This window comes from Nonomuraea sp. NPDC049129, from assembly GCF_040648495.1.
Taxonomy (GTDB): domain Bacteria; phylum Actinomycetota; class Actinomycetes; order Streptosporangiales; family Streptosporangiaceae; genus Nonomuraea.
The window spans coordinates 121747-144559 of record NZ_JBEZDU010000021.1 but is presented as its reverse complement, the minus strand read 5'-3'; the positions used below and the strand labels follow the sequence as shown (position 1 = coordinate 144559).

The 22813-nt window shown below is 69.1% G+C and carries 23 protein-coding genes and 4 tRNA genes; 14 read left to right on the top strand and 13 right to left on the bottom strand.

Annotated elements, in window-relative coordinates; all coding sequences use genetic code 11:
- Nucleotides 1-111 precede the first annotated feature (111 nt).
- The 4 genes from AB0B64_RS45180 (at nucleotide 112) to AB0B64_RS45165 (ending at nucleotide 3113) form a co-directional block, all read left to right on the top strand.
- The gene (locus AB0B64_RS45180; RefSeq protein ID WP_358187433.1) at nucleotides 112-261 is read left to right on the top strand and encodes a hypothetical protein; all 150 of its coding nucleotides are present in this window, start codon (nucleotides 112-114) and stop codon (nucleotides 259-261) included.
- On the top strand, nucleotides 258-452 hold the full coding sequence (locus AB0B64_RS45175; protein ID WP_357955704.1) for an AMP-binding protein: 195 nt from the start codon (nucleotides 258-260) through the stop codon (nucleotides 450-452). Before AB0B64_RS45180 ends, AB0B64_RS45175 begins: the two co-directional genes overlap by 4 nt.
- A gap of 170 nt (nucleotides 453-622) precedes the next feature.
- A complete protein-coding gene (locus tag AB0B64_RS45170) occupies nucleotides 623-2077 on the top strand; it encodes a S1 family peptidase (RefSeq protein WP_358187427.1) in 1455 nt (484 codons plus the stop codon).
- Nucleotides 2078-2768: 691 nt separating this feature from the next.
- Nucleotides 2769-3113 (top strand): GNAT family N-acetyltransferase, encoded by a 345-nt coding sequence (locus tag AB0B64_RS45165; protein WP_357955699.1) that lies wholly within the window; start codon nucleotides 2769-2771, stop codon nucleotides 3111-3113.
- A gap of 349 nt (nucleotides 3114-3462) precedes the next feature.
- Here the strand turns inward: AB0B64_RS45165 and AB0B64_RS45160 are convergent.
- From AB0B64_RS45160 to AB0B64_RS45140, 5 genes are all read right to left on the bottom strand, one after another.
- Nucleotides 3463-3537: transfer RNA gene (locus tag AB0B64_RS45160), tRNA-Val, on the bottom strand.
- 4 nt (nucleotides 3538-3541) lie between these two features.
- Nucleotides 3542-3612, bottom strand: a tRNA-Cys gene (locus AB0B64_RS45155).
- Between the two features lie 15 nt (nucleotides 3613-3627).
- Nucleotides 3628-3699, bottom strand: a tRNA-Gly gene (locus AB0B64_RS45150).
- Between the two features lie 34 nt (nucleotides 3700-3733).
- A complete protein-coding gene (locus AB0B64_RS45145) occupies nucleotides 3734-4213 on the bottom strand; it encodes a hypothetical protein (RefSeq protein ID WP_357955697.1) in 480 nt (159 codons plus the stop codon).
- A gap of 220 nt (nucleotides 4214-4433) precedes the next feature.
- On the bottom strand, nucleotides 4434-5255 hold the full coding sequence (locus tag AB0B64_RS45140; RefSeq protein ID WP_358187421.1) for an SDR family oxidoreductase: 822 nt from the start codon (nucleotides 5253-5255) through the stop codon (nucleotides 4434-4436).
- A 104-nt stretch (nucleotides 5256-5359) separates the two neighbouring features.
- Here AB0B64_RS45140 and AB0B64_RS45135 point away from each other — a divergent pair, with 104 nt between their 5' ends.
- Together AB0B64_RS45135 and hutH are read left to right on the top strand one after the other, a co-directional pair.
- Nucleotides 5360-6148 carry a helix-turn-helix transcriptional regulator gene (locus AB0B64_RS45135; protein WP_358187417.1) on the top strand — a complete coding sequence of 263 codons (789 nt, stop codon included), beginning with the start codon at nucleotides 5360-5362 and terminating at the stop codon, nucleotides 6146-6148.
- A gap of 16 nt (nucleotides 6149-6164) precedes the next feature.
- The gene (gene hutH, locus AB0B64_RS45130; protein ID WP_357955691.1) at nucleotides 6165-7715 is read left to right on the top strand and encodes a histidine ammonia-lyase; all 1551 of its coding nucleotides are present in this window, start codon (nucleotides 6165-6167) and stop codon (nucleotides 7713-7715) included.
- 71 nt (nucleotides 7716-7786) lie between these two features.
- Here the strand turns inward: hutH and AB0B64_RS45125 are convergent, their stop codons facing one another.
- The gene (locus AB0B64_RS45125; protein WP_357955689.1) at nucleotides 7787-8941 is read right to left on the bottom strand and encodes a Rid family hydrolase; all 1155 of its coding nucleotides are present in this window, start codon (nucleotides 8939-8941) and stop codon (nucleotides 7787-7789) included.
- A gap of 58 nt (nucleotides 8942-8999) precedes the next feature.
- Here AB0B64_RS45125 and AB0B64_RS45120 point away from each other — a divergent pair, with 58 nt between their 5' ends.
- From AB0B64_RS45120 to AB0B64_RS45105, 4 genes are read left to right on the top strand one after another with little or no spacing between them, the layout of a single operon-like run.
- Entirely contained in the window at nucleotides 9000-9917 is a 918-nt protein-coding gene (locus AB0B64_RS45120) for a LysR family transcriptional regulator (RefSeq protein WP_357955688.1), read from the top strand.
- Nucleotides 9884-10897, top strand: coding sequence for a chorismate-binding protein (locus AB0B64_RS45115; RefSeq protein WP_358187406.1), 1014 nt, complete (start codon nucleotides 9884-9886; stop codon nucleotides 10895-10897). Before AB0B64_RS45120 ends, AB0B64_RS45115 begins: the two co-directional genes overlap by 34 nt.
- The gene (locus AB0B64_RS45110; RefSeq protein WP_357955683.1) at nucleotides 10894-11724 is read left to right on the top strand and encodes an aminotransferase class IV; all 831 of its coding nucleotides are present in this window, start codon (nucleotides 10894-10896) and stop codon (nucleotides 11722-11724) included. Before AB0B64_RS45115 ends, AB0B64_RS45110 begins: the two co-directional genes overlap by 4 nt.
- A 4-nt stretch (nucleotides 11725-11728) precedes the next feature.
- Entirely contained in the window at nucleotides 11729-13414 is a 1686-nt protein-coding gene (locus tag AB0B64_RS45105; RefSeq protein WP_358187399.1) for a serine/threonine-protein kinase, read from the top strand.
- On the opposite strand, the gene AB0B64_RS45100 is transcribed toward AB0B64_RS45105, so the two are convergent.
- Complete coding sequence (locus tag AB0B64_RS45100; protein WP_358187395.1) at nucleotides 13408-14760, bottom strand: beta-propeller domain-containing protein; 1353 nt, start codon at nucleotides 14758-14760, stop codon at nucleotides 13408-13410. The genes AB0B64_RS45105 and AB0B64_RS45100 overlap by 7 nt on opposite strands.
- A gap of 78 nt (nucleotides 14761-14838) precedes the next feature.
- On the opposite strand from AB0B64_RS45100, the gene AB0B64_RS45095 reads away from it, so the two are divergent.
- The gene (locus AB0B64_RS45095) at nucleotides 14839-15456 is read left to right on the top strand and encodes a DUF305 domain-containing protein (protein ID WP_357955676.1); all 618 of its coding nucleotides are present in this window, start codon (nucleotides 14839-14841) and stop codon (nucleotides 15454-15456) included.
- A gap of 263 nt (nucleotides 15457-15719) precedes the next feature.
- Here the strand turns inward: AB0B64_RS45095 and AB0B64_RS45090 are convergent, their stop codons facing one another.
- A complete protein-coding gene (locus tag AB0B64_RS45090) occupies nucleotides 15720-16136 on the bottom strand; it encodes an SsgA family sporulation/cell division regulator (RefSeq protein WP_020547189.1) in 417 nt (138 codons plus the stop codon).
- A 427-nt stretch (nucleotides 16137-16563) separates the two neighbouring features.
- Between AB0B64_RS45090 and AB0B64_RS45085 the strand changes: the two genes are divergently transcribed.
- A tRNA-Val gene (locus AB0B64_RS45085) sits at nucleotides 16564-16638 on the top strand.
- A gap of 122 nt (nucleotides 16639-16760) precedes the next feature.
- Here AB0B64_RS45085 and AB0B64_RS45080 read toward each other — a convergent pair.
- Nucleotides 16761-16985 carry a hypothetical protein gene (locus AB0B64_RS45080; protein WP_357955675.1) on the bottom strand — a complete coding sequence of 75 codons (225 nt, stop codon included), beginning with the start codon at nucleotides 16983-16985 and terminating at the stop codon, nucleotides 16761-16763.
- A 246-nt stretch (nucleotides 16986-17231) separates the two neighbouring features.
- On the opposite strand from AB0B64_RS45080, the gene AB0B64_RS45075 reads away from it, so the two are divergent.
- On the top strand, nucleotides 17232-18059 hold the full coding sequence (locus AB0B64_RS45075; protein ID WP_358187385.1) for a hypothetical protein: 828 nt from the start codon (nucleotides 17232-17234) through the stop codon (nucleotides 18057-18059).
- 75 nt (nucleotides 18060-18134) lie between these two features.
- On the opposite strand, the gene AB0B64_RS45070 is transcribed toward AB0B64_RS45075, so the two are convergent.
- Nucleotides 18135-20306 carry a hypothetical protein gene (locus AB0B64_RS45070; protein WP_358187379.1) on the bottom strand — a complete coding sequence of 724 codons (2172 nt, stop codon included), beginning with the start codon at nucleotides 20304-20306 and terminating at the stop codon, nucleotides 18135-18137.
- A gap of 218 nt (nucleotides 20307-20524) precedes the next feature.
- Here AB0B64_RS45070 and AB0B64_RS45065 point away from each other — a divergent pair, with 218 nt between their 5' ends.
- The gene (locus tag AB0B64_RS45065) at nucleotides 20525-20686 is read left to right on the top strand and encodes a hypothetical protein (protein ID WP_357955670.1); all 162 of its coding nucleotides are present in this window, start codon (nucleotides 20525-20527) and stop codon (nucleotides 20684-20686) included.
- Here the strand turns inward: AB0B64_RS45065 and AB0B64_RS45060 are convergent.
- The 3 genes from AB0B64_RS45060 to AB0B64_RS45050 all read right to left on the bottom strand — a co-directional run bounded on the left by AB0B64_RS45060 (nucleotide 20669) and on the right by AB0B64_RS45050 (nucleotide 22779).
- Nucleotides 20669-21898, bottom strand: a complete 1230-nt coding sequence (locus AB0B64_RS45060) for a transposase (protein ID WP_358187375.1) — start codon at nucleotides 21896-21898, stop codon at nucleotides 20669-20671. The genes AB0B64_RS45065 and AB0B64_RS45060 overlap by 18 nt on opposite strands.
- A gap of 168 nt (nucleotides 21899-22066) precedes the next feature.
- Nucleotides 22067-22273, bottom strand: a complete 207-nt coding sequence (locus AB0B64_RS45055) for a hypothetical protein (protein ID WP_357955667.1) — start codon at nucleotides 22271-22273, stop codon at nucleotides 22067-22069.
- Between the two features lie 233 nt (nucleotides 22274-22506).
- Nucleotides 22507-22779, bottom strand: a complete 273-nt coding sequence (locus AB0B64_RS45050; protein ID WP_358187620.1) for a helix-turn-helix transcriptional regulator — start codon at nucleotides 22777-22779, stop codon at nucleotides 22507-22509.
- Between the last annotated feature and the right edge of the window lie 34 nt (nucleotides 22780-22813).

Below are 22813 nucleotides of genomic sequence, written 5' to 3'. Positions count from 1 at the left end.
CCGACACGGTCGCGCCGGCCCATTGGCGGGGGGGGTGGAATGGCTCTGGGTGATCGCTCAACCGAGGCATTAGACGGGGAACCACTGACCGATCTGGTTCTCAGGTGGGCCGTGGAGCGGCCCGACACGCCGGCGTACACCTTCGTCGACTACGGCAGCCACCGTGATGGCCGCAAAACCACGTTGACCTGGGCCGAGACACACGCGCGAGCGTCCTCGACGGCCGCCCGGCTGCGCCGGTCCGCCGCGCCGTCGGGATGATCTCGTGCGGCAGCCCCGCCGGCCAGTACGTCGTCATCGTCGGCCCCGAGACCTGCGCGGAACTACCCGATGACCGGATCGGCGAGATCTGGCTGCACGGCCCCAATGTGGCGCGCGGCTACTGGCGCAAACCCGAGCGCAGCCCAGGAGACCTTCGGCGGCCGCCTCACCTACCCCGCTGCTCGGGATGACCCGAAATGTTTATGGCCTTATTTTCGAGCGGTGAATTGCTGTGGAGGGAGACGGCAGCGTTACCAGATAACGAGGCTGACACAGATTGCCTCCGCGCCTTTGCCGTACGGCATTGCGAGGCTTGACTGCAACCGTAAGCAGTGATCCTTACGGCCATCGGAGGAAACGAGTGCACTTACCCATCGGTCACACCAAACGCGGGAAAATGCTTGCTCTGCTCGCCTTGCCCATCTTGGGCTTGCCGGGCGGGATCATGGCAGCGCCTGCGACTGCCTCGACCCCCACAGCCAACGCCGCCGATCCGACGATCGTCACGCTGACCGCCCAGAAACAACCGAAGGTACAGCGCCCTAAGCTAAATCGCCTCAAGGCGACGGCCGCGTCGAAGGGCATCCCGCTGAAGGATGTCATCGCGGATTACGTCGCGAACATCGCCAGAACAGATCCCGCCGCGACCGCCAACTGGCCCGATGGTCCTGTCTCAACCCCTGACGTCATGATCGACGATTTGTCGGCTGTACAGCTCATCGACCTGCAGGGAATGGCTGAGGCCAAGCAGACCTCGCTGGAGGATGCGATCGAACGGTACGGCTATCAGAGGTACACCTCACCCATGGCCCACAAACTGTCGGCGAATTTCCCCAAAGAGCTGTCAGGGTTCGCGAACGAAGACGACGGTAGCGTCTGGATCGGCTTCAAGGGCGCGATCCCGCCCCGAGCCATCGCGCTTGCCAAGACGCTTCCCGTACAGGTCGAGCTGCGTGGCAACCTTGGCTACACCGAAGCCGATCTGCCTGTCGCGCAGAAGCAGTTGCACAAGGCGCTACGCGGCAATCCCGACGTGGCAGACATCGCAACTTGGTACGACCCTCGGCTCGGCGCCGTGGAAGCCCTGGTGGTGCCATCCTCACGTGCGAGAGCCACGCTGACGGCCGACAAGCTGCGTGAGGCCGCTGTTCCAGCGGTGGCTGATCCGAACATCCAGGTCAAGGTGTCCATCGGCGAAGGGCCGTTGGGCGCCGATTATGACAACTACATCCGGGGCGGAGGAAGACTGGGATATGCCGACGGGTTCTGCACCTCGAACTTCAATCTGATTTCCGAGAGCGGAGCCACCAAGCGGCACGGTACGGCAGGGCACTGTGTGGAGGAGGGAGAAGCGGTCTACCACAACGACGTGGCTGATGGCGGCAGCAGTGTCGTAGTCGCGAAGTGGGTGTACATCGGTTCCGGCGGTGACATCGGCATGTACGACCACGGCGCGATGACCGCGACCCGGACGTTCTACTGGGACGACGGCGCCAAACGCTACGCTGACGCCCGATCCGCCGGCCCGGCCATAGGCGACGCTGTTTGCAAGTATGGGCAGGCAACCGGACGGGACTGCGGTACCGTTACCAAACTCAACCACACCATCGGCGATGTCGGCGGCCAGGTCGTGACCACCATTCGTGCCACGGACACGACATGCTGGTTCGGGGACAGCGGTGGGCCCTTCTATCGCGACGCAGAGGCATATGGCGTCCTTAAGGGCGCTGCGACGCCGGTGGAAGGTTCATTCTGCGCCTTCACGCCGGTAAACCGATTTTACAACGGAGCGAAATACTACGTCTGGACTCGCTAGGCTTTCGCTGGGTCGCCGATGGCACGCACGTACTGAAGTGCCCACGGCGGCCCAGCCTCGATCCTGGTTCCGCCTTCACGGAGGTGCGCTCCTCATGAGGCGAGTAGCCGTCGTCGTCATGCTGATCGGGATATTCGGCCTGCAAGGCTGCACGTCTGCGCGCCCCAGCGCTCAAACTGCCGCCACCCGTGCACCCGCCCCGACGTCCTGCTCAACAGTCGTCTGCCACTGGACGGTTGGTACCGATCCCGCCATTCTCGTGCACGATCAAGGGTGGAGCGATCTGATGTTCCTGACCGCCCGGCTCACATGGATCGAGAAGGAATCGTGCCTTGCCCTGGTGCGCACCCACGGATCCAAGGTGCTCATTCCCCTGTGGCCGAAAGGCACATCACCGCTCCGGGCCCGGGACGGGAGACGCGGAGTCGCGATCCCCGGCGTGGGAAAGATATTCGACGGGCGCACCTTCAGCGGGGGCGGGACTCCGCTTCCCCAAACGCATCCCGCCTACTCTCAGGCCGGGCCGCCACCCGGAAACTGCGGCGCGCATGATGGGTTCTTCGCTATCGACCCCTCAGGCATTACGGTCCGGTCCTGAGCGAAAGGGAGCGGCGCAAGGGTGTAGCAAATCGGCCCGAGACGACTCCTTCCCTTCACGACGACATCGGGCCTCACCTCGGCGGAAGAGTTAGTGTCCCTCTTCAGCTCCTTCCTGGCGCGCGAGAACGCTCTTGCGTTCATCGCAGACTCTTCGGAAGGTCCTGTCGGCTATGTCATGGCGACCATGCACAAGCGCCCAGGTGACGCGCTCATGCAGCCCCGGAGCTTTGTCTTCGTGGAACACATCGCCGTCGACCCTGCCATAGCTCGTACTGGAGTGGGTTCCGCCTTGGTCGAGTCAGTTCGCGTGGCCGGCAAGGAAGCGGGCTGTTCAAGCCTTCTCACCGACGTGTGGGACTTCAACAAGCGCGCGTTGGCCTTCTTCGGAGCCTCAGGTCTCGCGCCCATGCGGCATTGGTTGGAACAGCCGTTGTAGCGGTGTAGGTCACCCTCGTGAGCCGGTACGTCAACTGCGGCACAGTCTGTGGCGGGGCCGGTTGCCTGGCCTTGGCGGCATGGACGTCATCCGGAGACGGCGTCGCCAGGGATAGGCACGGCCAGCCGGGTTGGTTCTGCTGAGGAAGGCGGACAGCTGGCCAAGTTTGGCAGCAGGCTTCGTTTCACCGTCCGAGCTCGAAGCTCCAGCCATTCGGCCTGCGGGGTGCGCCACATCATGGCCCACGGGTTGACGATCGCGGCCGGGAACAACAAGAAGCCCCAGACTCCCGTCAGGTGCCGTGAGCTGGGGCTATAACTCCTGTTTGACCAGGTCTTGCATTGAAATGTGGTGGACGATACTGGGATTGAACCAGTGACCCCTTCCGTGTCAGGGAAGTGCTCTCCCGCTGAGCTAATCGTCCTGGGAGGTGGAGACGGGATTTGAACCCGTGTAGACGGCTTTGCAGGCCGTTGCCTCGCCTCTCGGCCACTCCACCGAGCCGGAAGCTCCGAGCGGAAGACGGGATTCGAACCCGCGACCCTCACCTTGGCAAGGTGATGCTCTACCACTGAGCCACTTCCGCGTTGTCTCCGCTGGTGTGCGGCGACGAGAGAACTCTAGCGAATCCTGGCCGAGTCCCCAAACCGGAGGGTTCCCACCTGTTCGGCGTACCAGGTGATCTCGGACACGTGCTCGGCGATCCCGCGCAGGGTCCAGTTGGGGGAGCGCGGCAGATCCCAGGCGTCCGGGGCGGTGGTGTAGCGGTTCACGTAGGACTGGCCCAGGCGGGTCCAGCGGGAGCGGGCCTCCGCCAGGTCCAGCTCCGTGAAGCGGGCCCAGTCGGCCTCCAGTGTCACCATCCGGCCGTGCCAGTGGTCGTCCTGCGGGGTGGCGCCGGCCAGGAGCGCCTCGACTTCGGCGAGGTGGTCGATGAGGTGGTCCTGGATGCGGCGTACGGCTTTCGCCGGGGTCCACAGGTTGGCCCCGTCGGTCACGATGGGGATGCCGTCCCAGGCGAGCCAGGTCTCGGCGATGGTGAGGCACCGGTCGACGGCTTCGGCGACGAGGAGTGCGGGGTTGGTGGCGTTGTCTGTCATGGGGTCGATCGTGGCCGTGGAATGGTTGGGGCGGCGTCTAAGCGTGGTCGCGTGGTCGGGCCGTCGCGAGGTCGCGACGGCCCGGCGCATGGGAGCCGAGCCGTGGGGCTCGCCGCTGTCATCGGGCGCCGCCGTCTCCGGGCATCACTGTTTCTGGGCGCCGCCGTCTCAGGACACCGCTGTTTCCGGGCGCCGCTGTCTCCGAGTCTCGGGTTTCGGGTCAGCCGATGGTGTGGCCGCCGTTGACGGTGATGCGTTCTCCCGTAACGAACGCCGCCGCCTCCGAGGCCAGGAAGGACACCGCGCCCGCCACGTCGTCAGGCGTGCCCATCCGGCCGAGTGGGACATGCGCCCGGTACGCCGCCAGGTCCTCAGCGCCGATCTCGGCGTGCCGTTCGACGGGGATGAAGCCGGGTGCGACGAGGTTCACCGTGACGCCGTACGGTCCCAGCTCGCGTGCCCATGCCCGGGTGAGCTCGTGCTGGGCGGCCTTTGCGGCGATGTAGGCGGACATGCCGGGTAGGGCGCGGTCCACGATGTCCGAGCCGATCTGGATCACGCGGCCCCGGCCCCGTGCCTTCATGCCCGGCAGGGCCGCCTGGATGAGGAGCGTGGGGCTCTTCACGAAGAAGTGGAGCTGGTCCAGGTGCGTCTGCCAGGTGAGATCCTCGAACGCGACCTTCGGCTGGGGACCGGTCGCGTTGAGGACCAGCACCTCCACGGGGCCCAGCCGGTCGGTGACCTGGGCGACCAGTTCGGCCGTCGCGGCCTCGTCGGTGACGTCCCCCGCGAACGCCTCGGCGGATCCACCGGCGGCGCGGATGTCGGCGGCCACCCGGTGGGCGTTCTCGTGTTCGGAGTGATAATTGACGGCCACGGTGTGGCCGTCGGCGCCTAACCTGCGGGCGATCACGGCGCCCAGGCCGCGGGACGCTCCGGTGACGAGCGCGACGCCGGCTCCTGCGGCCGAGGCGGCCGAGGCGTCGGCTTCTCCTGTCGAGACGCCGGTTCCTGCTGTCGACGGGGTCGACGGGACTGCCAACGGAACTCCCTGGTTAGGCTCACCCGCAGCCTAACCGGGCGCCGGGCGCGGCGAAGAGGCCATGCTTCGGCGGGCGGCGAAATGTCCGTGGGGTAGCGTCAAGTATGGCCGCCGAATACATCGCCCACGACTCCGACATCGCGCCCGTCGCGGCGCTCATAGCCGATCCCACCAGGGCGGCCATCCTCACCGCGCTGCTGGGCGGTCGCGCGCTGGCCGCCGGGGAGCTGGCCAGGCTCTCCGGCGTGAGCGCCGCCACGGCGAGCGCGCACCTGTCCCGCCTGCTCGACGGGCGGCTCGTCGACGTCGTACGGCAGGGCCGCCACCGCTACTACCGCCTGGCCGGTCACGAGGTCGCCGAGGTGCTGGAGGTGCTCGCCAGGGTGAGCACCCGGCCGCCCATCCGGTCCCTGCGCCAGTCGCGCCAGGCCAGGCAACTGGAGGAGGCGCGTACGTGCTACGACCACCTGGCCGGGCGGGCCGGTGTGGCGCTGTTCGACCAGCTGGTCCAGGGCGGTTTCCTGGTGAACCAGGAGGTCACGGACAAGGGGGAGCGGCTGCTGGCGGGGCTCGGGGTGGACGTCGCGGGGGTACGGAAGGCCAGGCGGCGGTTCGCCCCGGAATGCCTGGACTGGACCGAGCGCCGGGCCCACCTCGGCGGGGCTCTCGGCGCGGCGGTGACCGGGGCGCTGCTCGAGCGCGGCTGGTACCGGCAGAGCCCCGTTCCCCGGGCGGTGGTGTTGACGGATGAGGGCAGAGAAGGGCTGGCCGCCCTGTTCTCCGGTGATGCCCTGTTCTCCAGTGATGCCTTGTTCTCCAGTGATGAGGCCAGGGAAGGGCGGGCCACCTCGTTCTCCGGTAAGGAGCTAACATCACATACGCCGGTTACCTAAGCGGGAGAGTCACATCATGCGCGACAACGGAGTCGTGAACGTCGGTCCAGAGCCCCTCACCTTCGACGACGTCATCCGGGTGGCCCGTCACGGCGCCGCCGTACGGCTCACGGACGACGCCATCGCCGCCATCTCCGCGGCCCGGCAGCTGGTCGACGAGCTGGCCGAGAGCCCGGTGCCCGCCTATGGGATCTCGACCGGGTTCGGGGCCCTGGCCACGCGGCACATCGACCCGGCTCTGCGCGCCCAGCTCCAGCGCTCGCTGGTCCGCAGCCACGCCGCGGGCAACGGTCCCGAGGTCGAGACCGAGGTGGTGCGCGCGCTCATGCTGCTGCGCCTGCACACGCTGGCCACCGGGCACACCGGCATCCGGCCGACCACCGCGAAGACGCTGGCCGCGCTCATCAGCGCGGGCATCACGCCGGTCGTGCACGAGTATGGCAGCCTCGGCTGCTCGGGCGATCTGGCGCCGCTGGCGCACGTGGCGCTCACGCTGATGGGCGAGGGCGTCGTACGGGATGAGTCCGGAAATATCACCGCAGCGGAAGAGGCGCTCAAGCAGGCGGGCATCGAGCCCGTCGAGCTGGCCGCCAAGGAGGGCCTCGCGCTCATCAACGGCACGGACGGCATGCTCGGCATGCTCATCCTGGCCATCGACGACCTGACCATGCTCGTCAGGACCGCCGACGTGAGCGCCGCGATGAGCGTCGAGGGGCTGCTGGGCACCGACCGCGTCTTCGCCCCCGAACTGCAGGCGCTCCGGCCGCAGCCCGGCCAGGCGCTCTCCGCCGCCAATATGACGAAAATTCTGGATCAATCGGGCATCATGGCGAGCCACCGCGACCCGACCGCCTGCACCCGCGTCCAGGACGCCTACTCCCTGCGCTGCGCCCCCCAGGTGGCCGGCGCCGCCCGCGACACGATCGCCCACGCCGCGAACGTCGCCACCTGGGAGCTGGCCAGCGCCGTGGACAACCCCGCCGTGCTCTCCGACGGCCGCGTCGAGTCCAACGGCAACTTCCACGGCGCCCCCGTCGCCTACGTACTGGACTTCCTGGCCATCGTCGCCGCCGACCTGGCCTCGATGTCCGAACGCCGCACCGACCGCTTCCTGGACGTGGCGCGCAACCACGGCCTGCCGGCGTTCCTGGCCGACGACCCCGGCGTGGACTCCGGCCACATGATCGCCCAGTACACCCAGGCGGCCATCGTCTCCGAGCTCAAGCGGCTCGCCGCGCCCGCCAGCGTGGACTCGATCCCCAGCTCCGCCATGCAGGAGGACCACGTCTCCATGGGCTGGTCGGCGGCCCGCAAGCTGCGCAAGTCGGTCGACGGCCTCACCCGGGTGCTGGCCGTCGAGGTGCTCACCGCCGCCCGCGCCCTCGACCTGCGCGCCCCGCTGGAGCCGGCGCCCGCCACCGGCGCGGTGGTCAAGGCGCTGCGCGAGACCGTCCCGGGGCCCGGCCCCGACCGCTTCCTGGCGCCGGAGATCGAGTACGCCGTCCGCCTGGTCGCCGACGGCGGCGTGGTCGCCGCCGCCGAGTCCGTCACGGGCCGCCTGGCGTAATTTTTCGGCATTTTTCGCCATATTTAGGCCGCCAGCCGTCCGGTGCCGTCGTGGCGCGGGCCCCGCCCGCGCTACGGCAGCGCGACGATCGCGTCCATCTCCAGCAGCAGCCCCGGCATGAACAGCTTCGACACCTCCACGGTGGTGCTCGCGGGCGGCGTCCCCGGGAAGTACTTGCGGCGCACCTGCCCGTACGCCACCCGATCGTCCATGTTCGTCAGGTACGTCCGGAGGAACGCCACGTCCTCGAACCCCGCCCCCTGATCGGCGAGAATCCGCCCCAGACACTGGAACACGTGCTCGGCCTGAGCCGCCATGTCCCCCTCCCCGACGAGCCGCCCGTTCGAGTCGAAGGCCGCCTGCCCGGAGACGTACAGCATGTCGCCCACTCGTACGGCATGGGAGTAGAAGCCGTTCGTGGCCGGCACGGTCGCGGGGTTGATCGGCACGGCCCGGTGCGCGGCCCGCCCGCCGACGTGGGCGGCGATGGCCGTCACGTCGTGGTCGCCGAGCCCGGCCGCCTCGGCCTCCTGCAGGCGCGCGCGGGCCGCGGTGGCCAGGGTGGCACCCGGCCAGGCCGCCAGCGTCAGGTCCTTGGCCGCCAGGCCGAGCGCGTAGCGGGTCTCGGGGGCGGGCGTGCGCAGGCGTTCGGCCAGGACGCCCAGCGGGGTGCCCGACAGCACCTCGGCCAGGGCGTCGCGGTCCACCCCGTGCGCCTCCCCGTACGCGTACGTCTCCGCCAGCAGCACCTGGGCCGGCACCAGGGCGCTCATGACGGCGAGCTTCATCGCCGCGCCCGCCCCCACCGGCCCGCACTCGCGCACCGTGCCGAACACCGACAGCACGTCACGCACCCCCGCAAGATCCCCGCCCGCCAACACGGTCAGCGTGCCGTCGGCCGCGGGACCGACGCTGCCCAGGACGGGCGCGTCCACCAGCTTCACGGAGGCGGGCAGCAGCGCGCGCAGCTCCCGCACCGCCTCCGGCCCGATCGTGGACATCTCCACCACCGTCGCGCCGGGCCGCAGCCCCGGCAGGGCGCCCGTCAGTACCTCACGCACAGCGGCCGGGTCCCGCAGCATCGTGAGAACCAGATCCGCCCCGTCGACCGCCTCGGCGACCGGGACACCGGTCCCGCGCCGCCATGTCGTCACCTGATGCCCGGCCTCGCTGAGCCGCCGGGCCATGGGGACGCCCATGCGTCCCTGTCCGAGAAATGCAATCACGTTCCCCAGTTAACTGACATGCGAGGCATTCCACCACCGACTAGATTGCATGTCAGCCATGACAGACACGAATACCTTCGACACCGTCGCGCTCCGCCTCTTCGACGAGGTGGCCAAAAGCGGCTCGTTCACCGCCGCCGCCGAGTTGCTCGGATACACCCAGTCGGCCGTCTCGCGGCGGATCGCCGCCCTTGAGCGGGCCACCGGCGGGCCGCTGTTCGAGCGGCTGGCCAGAGGCGTACGTCTGACACCGGCGGGAGTGGCGCTGCACCGGCACGCCGTCGCCGTGCTCGACCGGCTCGACCGCGCGTGCGAGGAGCTGACCGCGATCCACGGCGGCAGCGGCGGCACGCTGCGGGTGGGCGCGTTCGCCACGGCCAACGTCGATCTCGTGCCCGTGACGCTCAAGCGGTTCGCCGAGCGCCGGCCGGAGGTCGGGCTGCGGCTGGTCGAGGGGCTGACGACGCGGCTGATGGAGCGGCTGCAGGCGGGCGCGCTGGACGTCGCGGTGATCAGCGACTATCCCGCCGGGCTGCCCGCCGACGGCGGCCGGATCGTGCCGCTGCGCGAGGACCGGCTGCTGGTGGCGCTGCCGCGGGCGCACCGGCTGGCCGCTGAGCCCGACGTGGACCTGCGCGACCTGGCCGACGAGACGTGGATCGAGGCCGCGCCGCGCGGACAGCCGACATTGCTCGTCACCGCCTGCGCCGCGGCCGGGTTCACGCCGCGCAGCGGGCTGCGGGTGGCCGAATGGACGGGCAAGTTCGGCTGCGTCGCTGCCGGGCTCGGGGTGACGCTGGTGCCGGAGCTCGCGGCGCGGGCCGTACCCGCCGATCTGGTGTTGCGGCCCCTGAGGGGGTTGGTCCCTGCACGCAAGGTGTACGCGGCCCTGCCCGAAGTGCCGCTGCCGTCCGCGCGGGAGTTCGTCCGATTGCTGGGAGAATGGCAGGTGTGTACGACGGCTTCGCCTCCGTAGGCAACCTCCTCGCCACCGGCCTGCGCGACCTGACGACCGACCTGGCCGCGCTCGACGGCGACGGCTGGTGGGCGGTGGTGGTCGACTATGAGGGCAAGGTGACGTGCGCCCGCTTCGACCACGTACGCCAGGCGCCCCTGCCCACCCCCAGGGCCCCGTGGCACGGCCCCGCCCCCGACCGGTGGCACAGCTCCCTCGACCAGGCCGCCTACGAGCGCGGGGTCCAGGCCATCCGCGACTACATCGAGCGGGGCGAGGTCTACCAGGCCAACCTCTGCCGCGTCCTGACCGCGCCGCTGCCCCACGACGCCGACCCGCTGGCCCTGGCCGCCCGCCTGGCCACCGGCAACCCGGCCCCCTACGCGGCCGTCGTCCAGGTGCCCGGACTGAGCGTGGTGTCGGCCTCGCCCGAGCTGTATTTGTCGCGCGAAGGGGACCTGATCGAGTCAAGACCGATCAAGGGCACCGGCGCCACGGCGGACGACCTGCTGGAGAAGGACTACGCTGAGAATGTCATGATCGTCGACCTGGTCCGCAACGACCTCGGCCGGATCGCCGCCGTCGGCTCCGTCGAGGTGCCGTCGCTCTGCGCCGTCGAGGAGCATCCCGGGCTGGTCCACCTCGTGTCGACCGTACGGGCCAGGCTGGCGCCCGGAGCGGGCTGGCCGGAGCTGTTCGCGGCGACCTTCCCGCCCGGCTCGGTCACCGGCGCGCCCAAGTCGTCCGCGTTGCGCATCATCAATGAGCTCGAACCGGAGCCGCGCGGGCCGTACTGTGGGGCCGTGGGCTGGGTCGACGCCGACCGTCGACGGGCGGCGCTGGCTGTGGGCATCCGTACGTTCTGGATCGAAGCAGGCGAGATCCGCTTCGGCACGGGCGCGGGCATAACCTGGGGCAGCGATCCCCGGCGTGAATGGCTCGAGACCGAGCTGAAGGCGTCCAGGCTCATCGCACTGGCATCCTCAGGAGGAAATAGATGACCATCCCTGTCTGGGTCAACGGGGAACTGATCGACCCCGCGCAGGCGACCGTCTCGGTGTTCGACCATGGGCTGATGGTCGGCGACGGAGTCTTCGAGACCATCAAGATCGTGCACGGCGAGGCGTTCGCGCTCACCAGGCACCTCGACCGGCTCGCGCTGTCGGCCCAGCGCATGGACCTGCCCGAGCCCGACCTCGGGGCCATCGAAGACGGCGTCGGCAAGTGCCTGGCCGCCGCCCCCGACTGGCCGCTCGGCCGCATCCGCATCACCTACACCAGCGGCCCGGGCCCTCTCGGCTCCGACCGCGGCGACCAGGGCACCACCTCGATCGTGATCGTCGACGAGCAGAAGCCGTTCCCCGGCACCGCCAACGTCACCGTCGTCCCCTGGCCGCGCAACGAGAACGGCGCCCTGGCCGGCGTCAAGAGCACCTCCTACGGCGACAACGCCAAGGCCCTGGCCCACGCCAAGGCGCGCGGCGGCGGCGAGGCCATCTTCGGCAACCTCGCCGGCAACCTGTGCGAGGGCACCGGCTCCAACATCTTCATCGTCCGCGACGGGCGGCTGCTCACCCCGACCCTCGACTCCGGCTGCCTGGCCGGCGTCACCAGGGCGCTGGTACTCCAATGGTGCGGCGGCGAGGAGGCCGACGTACCGCTGTCCGCCCTCTACACCGCCGAGGAGGCGTTCCTGACCTCCACCACCCGCGACATCCAGCCGATCAGGCTCGTCGACGAGACCGAGTTGCCGGTGGCCCCGGGGCCGATCACCGCGAAGGCGATGCGGATCTTCGCCGAGCACGCCGCCGCCGACCTCAACCCCTGAGCAGATGGCCGTCGATACACCCCGGCCGGGCGACCCGCTGCGGCTCGGCGGCTATCTGATCGTGGGCCGGCTCGGGCAGGGCGGGCAGGGCGTGGTCTACCTGGCCGAGAAGCCGGGTGGCGAGCGAGTGGCGATCAAGCTGATGGCGGGCGGCGTGGCGGGCGGCGTCGATCGCACGGCGCAGCGGGAGCTCGCCGCCGCCAGGCAGGTCGCCGAGTTCTGCACGGCCCGGGTGATCACCGCCGACCTCGACCACGACCCGCCCTACGTCGTGAGCGAGTACATCGACGGCCCCTCTCTGGAGGAGGTCGCACCCCTGCGCGGCACGTCTCTCACCCGCCTGGCCATCGGTACGGTCACCGCGCTGACCGCCATCCATCGGGCGGGCGTGGTGCACCGCGACTTCAAGCCGGGCAACGTGCTGATGGCCCAGGACGGGCCGCGGGTCATCGACTTCGGCATCGCCCGGCTCTCGGGGCTCACCGCGACCAAGAGCGGGCTGGCCGGGACACCGCGCTACATGGCGCCCGAGCAGTTCGGCGACGGGCCCGTCGGGCCGCCGGCCGATGTGTTCGCCTGGGGCTCCACGATGGCGTACGCGGCCACCGGGCAGGCGCCGTTCGGCGGGGACACGATCGCCGCGGTCGCCTACCGGATCCTGCAGGGCGAGCCCGACCTGGGCGATCTGGCCGAGCCGCTGCGCGGGATCGTGGCCCGCTGCCTGGCCAAGGACCCCGCGGCCCGTCCCACGGCGCGCGGCGTCCTGCTGGAACTGCTCGGCGAGGACCGGCGCTCGGAAGAGGCCGACGTGCTCGAACAGGGCGCGCTGGCGGCGGCCGACACCTTGGTGGCCGGGCCGCTGCCGCCCATCCACCCCGTGCGGGCGCTGCTGGCGCGCAGGAAGATGCTCGCCGGGGCGGGCCTCGCGGCGACGGCGCTGCTGGTCAGCGGGGTGCTGCTCTGGGAGCGGGCGGCCGGCCGCGCACCCATCACATCGGCCGCCGCCACCGGTACACCGTCATCGACGACCACCGGCGCGGCCGAGTCCGTGGTCCCCCCGCCGCCGGCCAAGCGCGCGGAGCTGGTCGCGGCCGTGGAGGCGGCGACCATCGTGACGCCGCTGGCCGACTTCACCTACTCGGGCGGCCTGAGCGAGAGCGCGTACGCCGGCCAGGCCCGGGGCCGGCTCGTGTTCGGCGCGAGCGACGACACCACCACGGACTTCGACATGCGGGTCGAGTCGGTCGGCGACAGCCGCCAGGTGGTCGTCATAGAGAGCTCCGACACGCCGACGGTCTACCTGGACGGCAAGCCGGTGAAGGGCAAGGAGGCGTCGGCGTCGCTCTACTTCGCCGAGATGCTTCCCGTGACCGCGGGGATCGGCGCCCTGCTCGACGTGATCAGCCTGACGCCGCGGATCAGCGCGGAGGGACGGTCCTACTCCGGCTCCCTGGTGACCAGCAAGGGCCCGCGGGCGCTCCAGGACAAGATCTCGGAGATCACCGGCGGGTGGACCGCCGACGACCTCGCCGACACCCAGCTCACCTGGAAGCTCAAGCTGGACCCGCGCGACAGGCCGGTCTTCTTCGACCTGTCCTGGCGCGCGCTCAACGCCAACATCCGGCTGGCCTCCTCCTTCGCCACCACCTACAGCAACTGGCGGGCGGGGACCATCACGGCACCTCAGTAGGACTTCTGGGTCTGGACGTTGAAGTCGTCCATCTTGACCTGCTTGGCCGGGTCCGTCAGCGGATCCTTGATCTCGATGACGTCCAGGCCGCCCCGGATGTCACTGGAGTAGATGTAGCCGTTGTAGTAGTAGGCGGACCAGGACCCCGCGACGCCGTCGAACGGGGGCGGATCGAAGTAGCCGATCTCCTTGGCGTTGGCGGAGTCGGTGAAGTCCCAGATCGACACGCCGCCCTGATACCACGACTGGACCATGATGTCCTTGCCCGGCACCGGGAGGAGCGAGCCGTTGTGGGCTACGCAGTTCTCGTCCTGCTCCTGCTCGCGCGGGATCTTGAAGTAGCCGCGCCGCTCCAGCTGCCCGTTCGTGAGGTCGTAGATCGCGTCCGCGCCCTTGGTCCGCGGCGTGTCCCGGTCGCAGGTCGGCGCGGAGCCGCCGCCCAGCTCGTCGCTGAACACCACCTTGGTCGCGTCGTTGTTGAACGTCGCCGAATGCCAGAGCTGGAAGTTCTCCTCGTCGCGTATCCGCTGGAGCAGCTTCGGGTTGACCGGGTCGGAGATGTCGAGCAGCACGCCGTCACCGAAGCAGGCGGCCGCGGCCAGCTTCTTCTCCGGGAACGCCGTGATGTCGTGGCACCCGGCGCCCGTCTCCTCGCGGTCCGGGAAGAAGTTCGGCCTTGCCACGACCTTGGCGGCCTTGGGATCCTTGGTGGGGATCTCCACGACCTGGAGGAGTTCGTGCGGCGGCGGGCACGTGTCCGACTCCGGCTCTGGGCCGGGCGACGACACGTACACGTACAGCGTCTCCCCGTCGGGGATCATCGTGTGCGTGTGCGATCCGCAGTCGGTCGCGACGGCCGAGACGTACTTCGGGTTCTTCTTGTCGCTGACGTCGAAGATCCGCAGCCCTTCCCATGCCTGGCTCTTCGTCGTGGAGGCGCAGCTCTCGTCGCTGCGCGGCTCGTCGATCGACAGGATCAGCAGGTCGCCGTAGATCGAGACGTCGTTCTGCTGCGCCGGGCAGGCGATCTGGCTGACGGTCTTGGGCTTGGTCGGGTCGCTGATGTCGTAGATCGAGAACCCGCCGAAGTTGCCCACGTACGCGTAGTCGCCCTGGAAGGCCAGGTCGGTGTTCCAGTCCATGGCGCCGTTGAGCGGAGCCGTGCGGGGCACGTGGGCGACCCGCTTGACGTTCGGGCTCGTCTTCGCGTCACCGGTCGGCTGGGCGGTGGTGAGGGGCTCGCCCCCGTCTCCGGAGGGATCCTCCCCTCGCGAACCGGCGCTGCACGCGGCCATCAGCAGGAGTGCCGCGCACGCCGCCGCCACCCGTACCTTTCCGAAGATCACGCACTTCCCTCTCGTTCCTGGGTCACTATGGAAGCTATGTCAGAAAGGTCCCGATCGCGTGCGCTCATTCCCGCAGTCTTGGCGGCACTCGTGCTGCCCGTGCTGTCGGCGTGCGCCCAGGAGGCGGAGCAGCCGTCCGCGATCGGCACCGACGCTCCGGTGATCGTCCCACAGGGCCCGGGCAGCCCCGCCCGCACGGCCACGCCCGGCGAACGCCTCGGCCAGCCGCCGCCCGCCCCGGCCGCCGCCGACGTGCGCTTCGCCGAAGGCATGATCCCGCACCACCGGCAGGCGCTGGAGATGACCGGCCTGGTCAAGGACCGTACGACGACACCGGCCGTACGCCGCTTCGCCGAGCAGATCGCCAGTGCGCAGCGTCCCGAGATCACCGTCATGTCCTCCTGGCTCGCCTCCCTCGGCCGCCCGGTCCCCGGCGACCACTCGCACGGCCCCGAGGGCTACGGCATGGCCACCCTGGAGGAGATGAACGCCCTGCGGGCGGCCCGCGCGGCCGCCTTCGACCGCCTGTTCCTGCAACTCATGGTCAGACACCACGGGGGCGCCCTGAAGATGGCCGGCGAAGAGCTCGCCGCCGGCACGGACCAGCCGATGAGGCGCATGGCGAGAGACGTCTACTCGGGCCAGAGCATCGAGATTACGAGAATGAAAGCGGCTCTGACCGAGATCAACCAATAATCTCAGCAAACCATCAGGAACCCGACTTACCGTCTATGGCGCGGACCTCGGGCACGCGTTCACCGGGACCCCGGCCTAATGATCAGACCCCGGGCGGTCCCGCGCAAATCATGAGACCCCGGCCCAATCCCCGGACCGGGGTCAAGAATGCGCACGTCACGGCGCCCGGCCACCTCCACCGGAGGAGCGTGTCCCTGGACAGACCCCAGCCCTGTGCGGCGTCTGGGGCTCACCGTGCTCTGCCGTAAAAGATCGAAAAGAGGTCAGCTCGGCCAGAGCATATTGGTGAGTTCGGCGTCGAGGTCCATGAAGTCGGTCTCGCGGCCGGCGGGCACCTTCTCGTAGGTGCGGTGGAGGAACTCGGTCAGCGGCGCCAGCGGCACCTCGAACAGTGCCTGGCCGAACGGCGAGGTCAAACTGATGTGCAGGGTGCGTTCGCCGTCGGCGCGTGCGGGCCATACCTGCACGTCGCCGTCGCCGACGCGTCTCACGATGCCAACTGTCAGCAACTCACGGGCAAAGATCCACTCGACCGGTTCGTCGTTCCCTACGTGGAAGGCCATGCGGATGGCGTACGGGTCGTCGGCCGTGTAACTCAGTCCGGCGAGCAGGGGGACGGTAGTACGGTCGGGGACCACAAGCCGAAGGCCAAGCTCGGCGGAGACGGTGGTGCTGTTCATCGTCAGCCAAACCTTTTCGTCGAAGGTCCCCTCTTCGGGGCTATCACTGCTCTGACGGACTTCGTCCTGAGCTATCACGCGGAACGAAGAAACCTGTAGGAAAGATTCCGCTCCTAGGCCCTTCTGTAACGCACATCACAGCTGGACATTTAGGCATCTACCTGGCTAAACGGCATCAATCGGGTCGTATTTACAAGGGTTTTGCGTGTTCGTGGAGCCTGTTCCGGGGAGCCCACCAAGAACGTTCCTTGAGAAAAGATCACGATCGGCACCTACCGGAACACGACGATGGTATGCCAACGAGCCGTCACGCCGATGGGCAACCGCACCCTTTCCCCGAATCACCCTCCGCGCCTCCCGCCGCTTCGCCACCTGGTCCCGGAGTGCGGTATGGTTTTCCCGTCGGCGCCGCAAGGGGCCGCAGGGCGGGCGATTAGCTCAGCGGGAGAGCGCTTCGTTCACACCGAAGAGGTCACTGGTTCGATCCCAGTATCGCCCACCACGCTCGTCGCAGGTCAGAGGCTCGTTACTCGTCATGAGGAACGGGCCTCTTCTCATGCGTGCGTCGCTGCCGAGACGCCCCGCCCGCGCCCACGATGGACAGGGCGTCTTAGCGGTGCGCTGCTACTTGGCGGCGTCGACGAGGTTGACGATGGCCACCGCGGCGCGGAAGTGCTTGTTGCGGCCGAGATCGCCGATGGTCTTGATGTTGAACGCCTTGGCCAGCGACTCGGCGTCGGCGTCGCTCACCCCGGCGAGCGCGCTCACCGGGGCGGCGGGCAGCTTCTCCAGCTCGTACTTCTCGAATGCCTTGTCGAGCAGCTTGTCGAGATTGGCGTTGATCGTCATGGCGCACCTCCGTGTGGTGATCGGACTGCGGGTCACCGCATCTCCCACAGGGAGGTTTTCAGCCTTGTCGTGATCCGCCCTGGAACGACCCGGTCACCTTTCCTGGTCATGAGAGTGGCTTGCCGAATCGCTGGAACCGGTGGCGGACGACCTCCGGTCACACGGTCAGGGCTTGGCGGACATCGGGTTCGGCCCGCGCCGGCAAATCGTTTGAGGCGGGATGGCGCGGACGTGAATGATGGGGGCATGGAGTTCCGCGAGGCGGACGGCCGCGTTCCAGCCCGCCGGGAAGCCCTGGTGGAGCTGCACGGCTCGCTGGATCGTCGCTACCGGCCCGAGGACGTGGCCGACCTGGTGCTGCGGGCCTTGGACGGGAGCGTGTCGCGCCGTGAGCGGGTGCTGCTGGAGCGGGCGGCCAAGCACTCGGCCCATCGACAGGGCTGGTTCTCCTCGATGTCCACCGACTACGCCCGGCCGGTCGGCGGCGCCCGGGTGCGAGACGGTGATGATGCCGACTTCCATGAGATCATGACGGAGATCCACGCGGAGACGACCAGACTCGCGATCGCCTATCGTGCCTGCGCCGAGGCGCTGTCGGACTTCGCCGACAGCGTGGAGTTGGCCAGGACACAGGCATCCGGCGCGCGGTCCTGGGCGGAGAACGCGCGAGAGGCGCACAGCCGGGCCGTCCGGAGCTTCCGTATCCTGGCTTCGGCGCCGGATGCGCCGGGCGGTGACTGGCGCGCCTTGGACGAGTTCATGGCGGAAGAGCTCATCCGCGATCTGTCCGATCCGTACAGGAGAGAACGATCCGTCGAGGTCGCCCGAGAGGCCCGCGAGTGGGAAGAAGAACGGCAGGAGGCCAAACGTTCCGCCCTGAAGGCGATCAGCATCCGCGCTGAGGCCGAAACCCGCTGCGTAGAGGCGATCCGCTCCGTGGTGCCGCCTGGTGTCGCACACCTTGCGGCAGTCGATGAGCGAGACGCCGTTCCAGTTCTACCGCCGGTGGTGGAGAGTCTGCCTGATGCCTCGGAGATCGAGCGATTGCTCGCGAGCTTGGACGGAACGCCTTGAGCTCCTTGCGAGCGCTCGTGCCCGATGATCAGGTGTGGCGCGGCACGTTGATCGGTAGCGCGGGAACCAGTTGGGTCAGGGCAGGTTGAGCGGCGTGGTGACGACAAGGTCCCAGTCGTGCCATCCCCCGACGTCCATCCAGGCGATCATGGGTCGGCCCTGGCCGTTCAACGCCATGGCCAGGCCATCACTACCGCGGCGCCGGATCGTCGTGATCGGAGTGCGCGTGCAGTGCGTTCCCGTGCAGGCGGCGATGACGACCCGTTTGCGGTCGAGGTCTTGATAGGCCACCAGAGCCCGCCCGTCCCGGGACAGCACCGTCGCCGGCGCCGTGTTGTGACCGGGTTCGGACAGCGTGATGGTGCCGGCCTTTGAGCATTCGCGGGTGTGGCAGTCGAGCAGTTTGATCGCGCCGTCGGTCACATCCCGGTAGGCGATCAGCGGCCGGCCGTTGGCCCGGACCAGCATGGCAGCGCCGGCTTGGCCGTCGGAGTAATCGGTCGAATCTTGGACGGGCTGCCCCGTGCGTGCCCGGGCGCAGGCGGGGTCGTCGCAGGAGATCACGAAGACCGAGCCGGTTTCGCGGTCGAACCGCAGCACAACGGGCCGGTCGTCGGGGCCTACGCCGGCGATGAGGCCGCGATCGTTGTCCCGGTATCTGTGGACGGGAAGCTTGGCGATCTGCTTGGTGCGTGGATGGGTGCAGGCCGGATCGTCGCAGGTGGTGATCGAGAGCCCTTCCTCGGCGATGTCACTTTCACTCAACGGGAGCTGGTGGAGCTGGGCGACCAGCAGACCGCCGCCAGGCCGTGCCGCGAGAGCGACCGTCCTGTCCTGCGTGGACGATGTCACCTCCGTGATGGTCTTGCCGCCAGGGGCCGGGACGCAGGCCGTCGCGTCGCAGATCAGCAGCCCGAGCCGGGCGCGCCATTTGTCGTAGTCCAGGATCAGCCCGTCTTCGTCCGCGCCCTCCTGCGTCCACGTCGACACGACGAGACGGCCGTCCGCCAGCCGGGCGCTGGCCGCTGTGTACCCGCCGACGACGCCGACCGGTTCGGCCCAGGTGAACCGGGTTTGAGTGCAGCTGCTGTCCATGCAGGTCAGCAGCTTCGCCTCGGCGGAGTCGTCGAGGAGCATGACCATGCGCCCGCCCTGCCCCGCGTGCAGGGCTTGCAAGTCCGACGCATGGAGTTGCGGCTTTGGACGCCCGTCCTCCTCAGAAACCTCGGAGTCCGACTCGCGTGACCAGTTCTCTGTGACGGCCGTCTCGGAGACCTCCAGCCAGCCGAGTGGGTTGATCAGCACCGCGCCGCCGTACAGCAGGCCGGGCAGGAGCAGCGCCGCGAGCACCGGCACGCGCCTGACCGGGTGTGGCGTGCTCGCCGGCAGACCGTCGACGACCTCCTTGAACTCGGTGATCGTCCCCTTGATGTCCAAGCGGTGCAGGAACAGGCGGGCGATCACGGCCGCCTGGAACGGCACGGTGGCCAACGCCAGTACGGAGCCGGCCACGGCCGGCACGATGGGCAGCCCGGACACCGCCCAGTTCACTGCCTGCGCGGCCAGTGCGGGCAAGAGCACGACGCCGAAGGCCAGCGTGAGCGTTGTTGCCCAGGAGGCGCCGGCCGTCAGCCGGTAGGCGCGAGCGAGCGAGCCCCTCGCGGACCGGCCCTCCAGGACAATGGGCGCCACGGCCAGCAGGCACGGCATCGCGGACAGGGCCAGGACCGTCATGACGGCGTAAGCCGTGACCTGCGCCCCGGTCCACATGAGAATGCCGAGCCCGGCCACCAGAGCAGCCGTGAACGCCAACACGCCGACCAGGACGAGGACCGCCATCGCGGGCCAGCGCCGGGCCGCGGCCCGCATCGCGTCGGAGGCCGAGACGTCCTTGCCGACCAGCCGCCCGGTGGCGAGCATCACCGTCGCGGGCAGCGCCACCGCCTGTCCGGCCCCCAAGACGACCAGCACCGCCGCCGACCACGCCAGCAAGGACGTATCAGGCGTGCCGATCAGCTCGAAGTCGCCGTTGACCACCGCCGCGGACCCGTCCGCGAGCAAGACCAGCGCCGACGCCGCAAGCAGGCCGATCGGCAGGAATACCGCCGCGGCGGGCACCGCGAGCCGGATCAGGTGCCGCACCGCGGTGGCATAGGCCAGCCAGACGACGCCGCCCCGCCGTAACTCGTCCCGGGCGTGCCGGCGGCGCTCGTCCGCACTATCGCCCTCGGGGCGCTCACCGGTCAACCGGCTCGTTGCCTGTTCCGCCGCCGCAGGTGAAACCGATCCTGGGCGGGCTCTGTGAGGAGATGCTTCGCTCCCACCCCCGCGACCCGAAGATCCAGGGCGTACGAGCAGAATCAGCGTCTGCACCCAGACGCGGGCCCGCGCCGGCCTGGCCCGCAGCTTGGCGAACAGTTGATCAGGCCCGGACATGGAGGCCTCCAGCAGGACAGGGGATGGCCGTGAGCCTAGATTCCGCGCCGTCCGTGAAGGATGCCGAAGACCTCTTCGGCATCGGATCGAACCCGCCGCTGGACGCGTTCCGTACTCAAACCGCGCAAGGCGCGCTTTTCGGTCTGCTGCTCAGTGCGGAGAGCAGGCAAGAATCAACTACCACCGACTGAAGCCGGTGGTTTGCTCTCACGGTCCCGTCTGGGTGAAGGGAGGCCGGTAGCGTGTGGCTGGTTGATGGCAGCCCAGCCCGCAACGCCGCGTGCGGCGATGTTGCGGGCCGCGATGTGATCGGCGTGCCCAGCGAGGCCACACCTTTCGCAGACGAACCGGCCCCGCGCCGGACGGTTCGCCCTGCTGACGTGCCCGCATTCCGGGCAGGCCTGGGAGGTGTAGGCGGGGTCGACCAGCAGGAAGGCGATCCCGGCTCGGGTGGCCTTGTAGCAGGTGAGGGTGATCTGCTGGGCGAAGGCCCAGTTGTGCAGGGTGCGCCGCTGGAGCCGGTGAGCCCTTACCCGGCCGCGGATGCCCTGAAGGTCTTCCAGGGCTATGCCGCGGCCGGTGCGTTCGGCTTCGCGCACCACGTATTTGCTGATTTGGTGGTTGAGGTCGGTCATCATCCGGTGTTCACGGCCGGACAGGCGGCGCAGTACCCGCCGCGCCGCAGACGTGCCTTTCTTCTGCAGCCGTCGGCGTTGGCGATGGCGTCGCTCGCGCAGGGTGCGGACGTGGCCGTTGCCGCCGATCGGCCCCGGCAGGGCGGGGCCGGGCAGCACTGACCCGTCGGAGGTGACCGCCAGGTTGGCCACCCCTTGATCAACCCCCACAAAGCCGTGAACCGGCTCGCGCACCGCCGGCTTGGGCAGGGTGAGGGCGACCTGCAGCAGCCACACGCCGCGTCGGCAGATCAGGTCTGCCTCGCCGAGCGGCAGCGTGTCCACGGCTTTGAGGTCTTCCGTACGGCCGGTGTAGGGGAGGGTGATGCGGCCGGTGGGGGTCCACAGCGACACGGTGCGGGCGTCCCGGTTGAAGCTCATCAGTCGGGCGTCGTAGGGGACGGCGCCGTGCGGGCGGAAGATGTGGGCGCGTTTCTTGGTGGCGCGCCGGTTGGCGTAGGCGCCGGCGACCCGGGCGATGGCCCGCACGGCCGCTTGCGCGCCCAGCCCGGCCACCTGCGCCCGCACCTCGTAATAGGCCAGCCGATGCAACTCCACCACAGCGAAGACACGGTGCTGCCAGGCCAGGCGGGAGACGACGGTGGCCGCCTGATTGCACAGCAGCACCGCTGCGGCCAGGGCGTCGGCTTGGGCCGGTGCGGGTGTGAGCCGCAGTTGCACGACCGTGGGCAGGCCGTGCCGCTTGGCGACGGAGCGGCGGATCGCCATCACGCACCTCCTGTCACTCCGGCCTCACCCACCGCACATATTACCGAACGTGACCGAGTCTTTCCATACTGTTTTCGAGAGGAGGGGTGGCGCTTCCTCCCGGCCCTGAAGGACCGGGTCTCCACGCCACAATTCAGATGAAGCGTCCCTGATAGACGGGGCGGCAGGTCAGGCCGCACCTCGCAGCCGGGCAGGGCGGCGCGCGCGTTGAGCTTCCAGCTCCAGGTGCTTACGCAGCTCGTCCAAGGTGGCTCCACACCGGACATTGGAGAGCCCGCTGTGTGCGGGGACCGTGGCGATGCGGACCGCGTACCAGCCCCCGCCGGCCGCGTCTGAGATGTCCCAGCCGGGGAACGCGCTGATCAATTCGCGCAACCTCACACCCATGGATACGCACCGGGGGTCGCCTCGGAAGGCGAGTGCGCCACGCGGCGGCGGGCGCGCGTCGGGTGCGCCGACGGATGCCACGCGTAGACGGGTCTCGGGTGTTCTCCGTTCCAGCCGACACGCCACCAAAAGCGAAGCCCGTCCGACCAGACCACCAGGTCGACCCATGGCTTTGCCCAGCGGCCCCTCTGGCAGGTGCGGTTGAGCCACGGGGATGACGCCTAACCGGATATTGGGAAGAACCGCCAGCGACGCCAGACGACCGAGTTGGACCGCCATGACATCCGCCGGGCACAGAGGCCGCGCCGAAGGGTAGAGCGCAAGTCTAGGAACTGCGTGTTCGCCAGTCGCGGGAGAGCGGTGATCTCCTCGGTCACTTCAGGTGAAGCGTTCAGGGCGCGCAGGATGCGCTCGACGTCGACTGCGGAGGGCGGTACTTCGCCTGTCTCGATCTTGGAGATCTTGCTCTGGCTGATACCGCTTCGAGCAGCCAGTCGATGGGATCCGGAATATTCGTGAGTTGGAATA

Coding starts and splice junctions, on each gene's coding strand:
- AB0B64_RS45175 (WP_357955704.1), top strand. CDS start 258: ATGATCTCGTGCGGCAGCCCCGCCGGCCAGTACGTCGTCATCGTCGGC.
- AB0B64_RS45145 (WP_357955697.1), bottom strand. CDS start 4,213: ATGACAGACAACGCCACCAACCCCGCACTCCTCGTCGCCGAAGCCGTC.
- AB0B64_RS45135 (WP_358187417.1), top strand. CDS start 5,360: ATGGCCGCCGAATACATCGCCCACGACTCCGACATCGCGCCCGTCGCG.
- hutH (WP_357955691.1), top strand. CDS start 6,165: ATGCGCGACAACGGAGTCGTGAACGTCGGTCCAGAGCCCCTCACCTTC.
- AB0B64_RS45120 (WP_357955688.1), top strand. CDS start 9,000: ATGACAGACACGAATACCTTCGACACCGTCGCGCTCCGCCTCTTCGAC.
- AB0B64_RS45115 (WP_358187406.1), top strand. CDS start 9,884: ATGGCAGGTGTGTACGACGGCTTCGCCTCCGTAGGCAACCTCCTCGCC.
- AB0B64_RS45110 (WP_357955683.1), top strand. CDS start 10,894: ATGACCATCCCTGTCTGGGTCAACGGGGAACTGATCGACCCCGCGCAG.
- AB0B64_RS45105 (WP_358187399.1), top strand. CDS start 11,729: ATGGCCGTCGATACACCCCGGCCGGGCGACCCGCTGCGGCTCGGCGGC.
- AB0B64_RS45090 (WP_020547189.1), bottom strand. CDS start 16,136: ATGAACAGCACCACCGTCTCCGCCGAGCTTGGCCTTCGGCTTGTGGTC.
- AB0B64_RS45080 (WP_357955675.1), bottom strand. CDS start 16,985: ATGACGATCAACGCCAATCTCGACAAGCTGCTCGACAAGGCATTCGAG.
- AB0B64_RS45075 (WP_358187385.1), top strand. CDS start 17,232: ATGGAGTTCCGCGAGGCGGACGGCCGCGTTCCAGCCCGCCGGGAAGCC.
- AB0B64_RS45060 (WP_358187375.1), bottom strand. CDS start 21,898: ATGGCGATCCGCCGCTCCGTCGCCAAGCGGCACGGCCTGCCCACGGTC.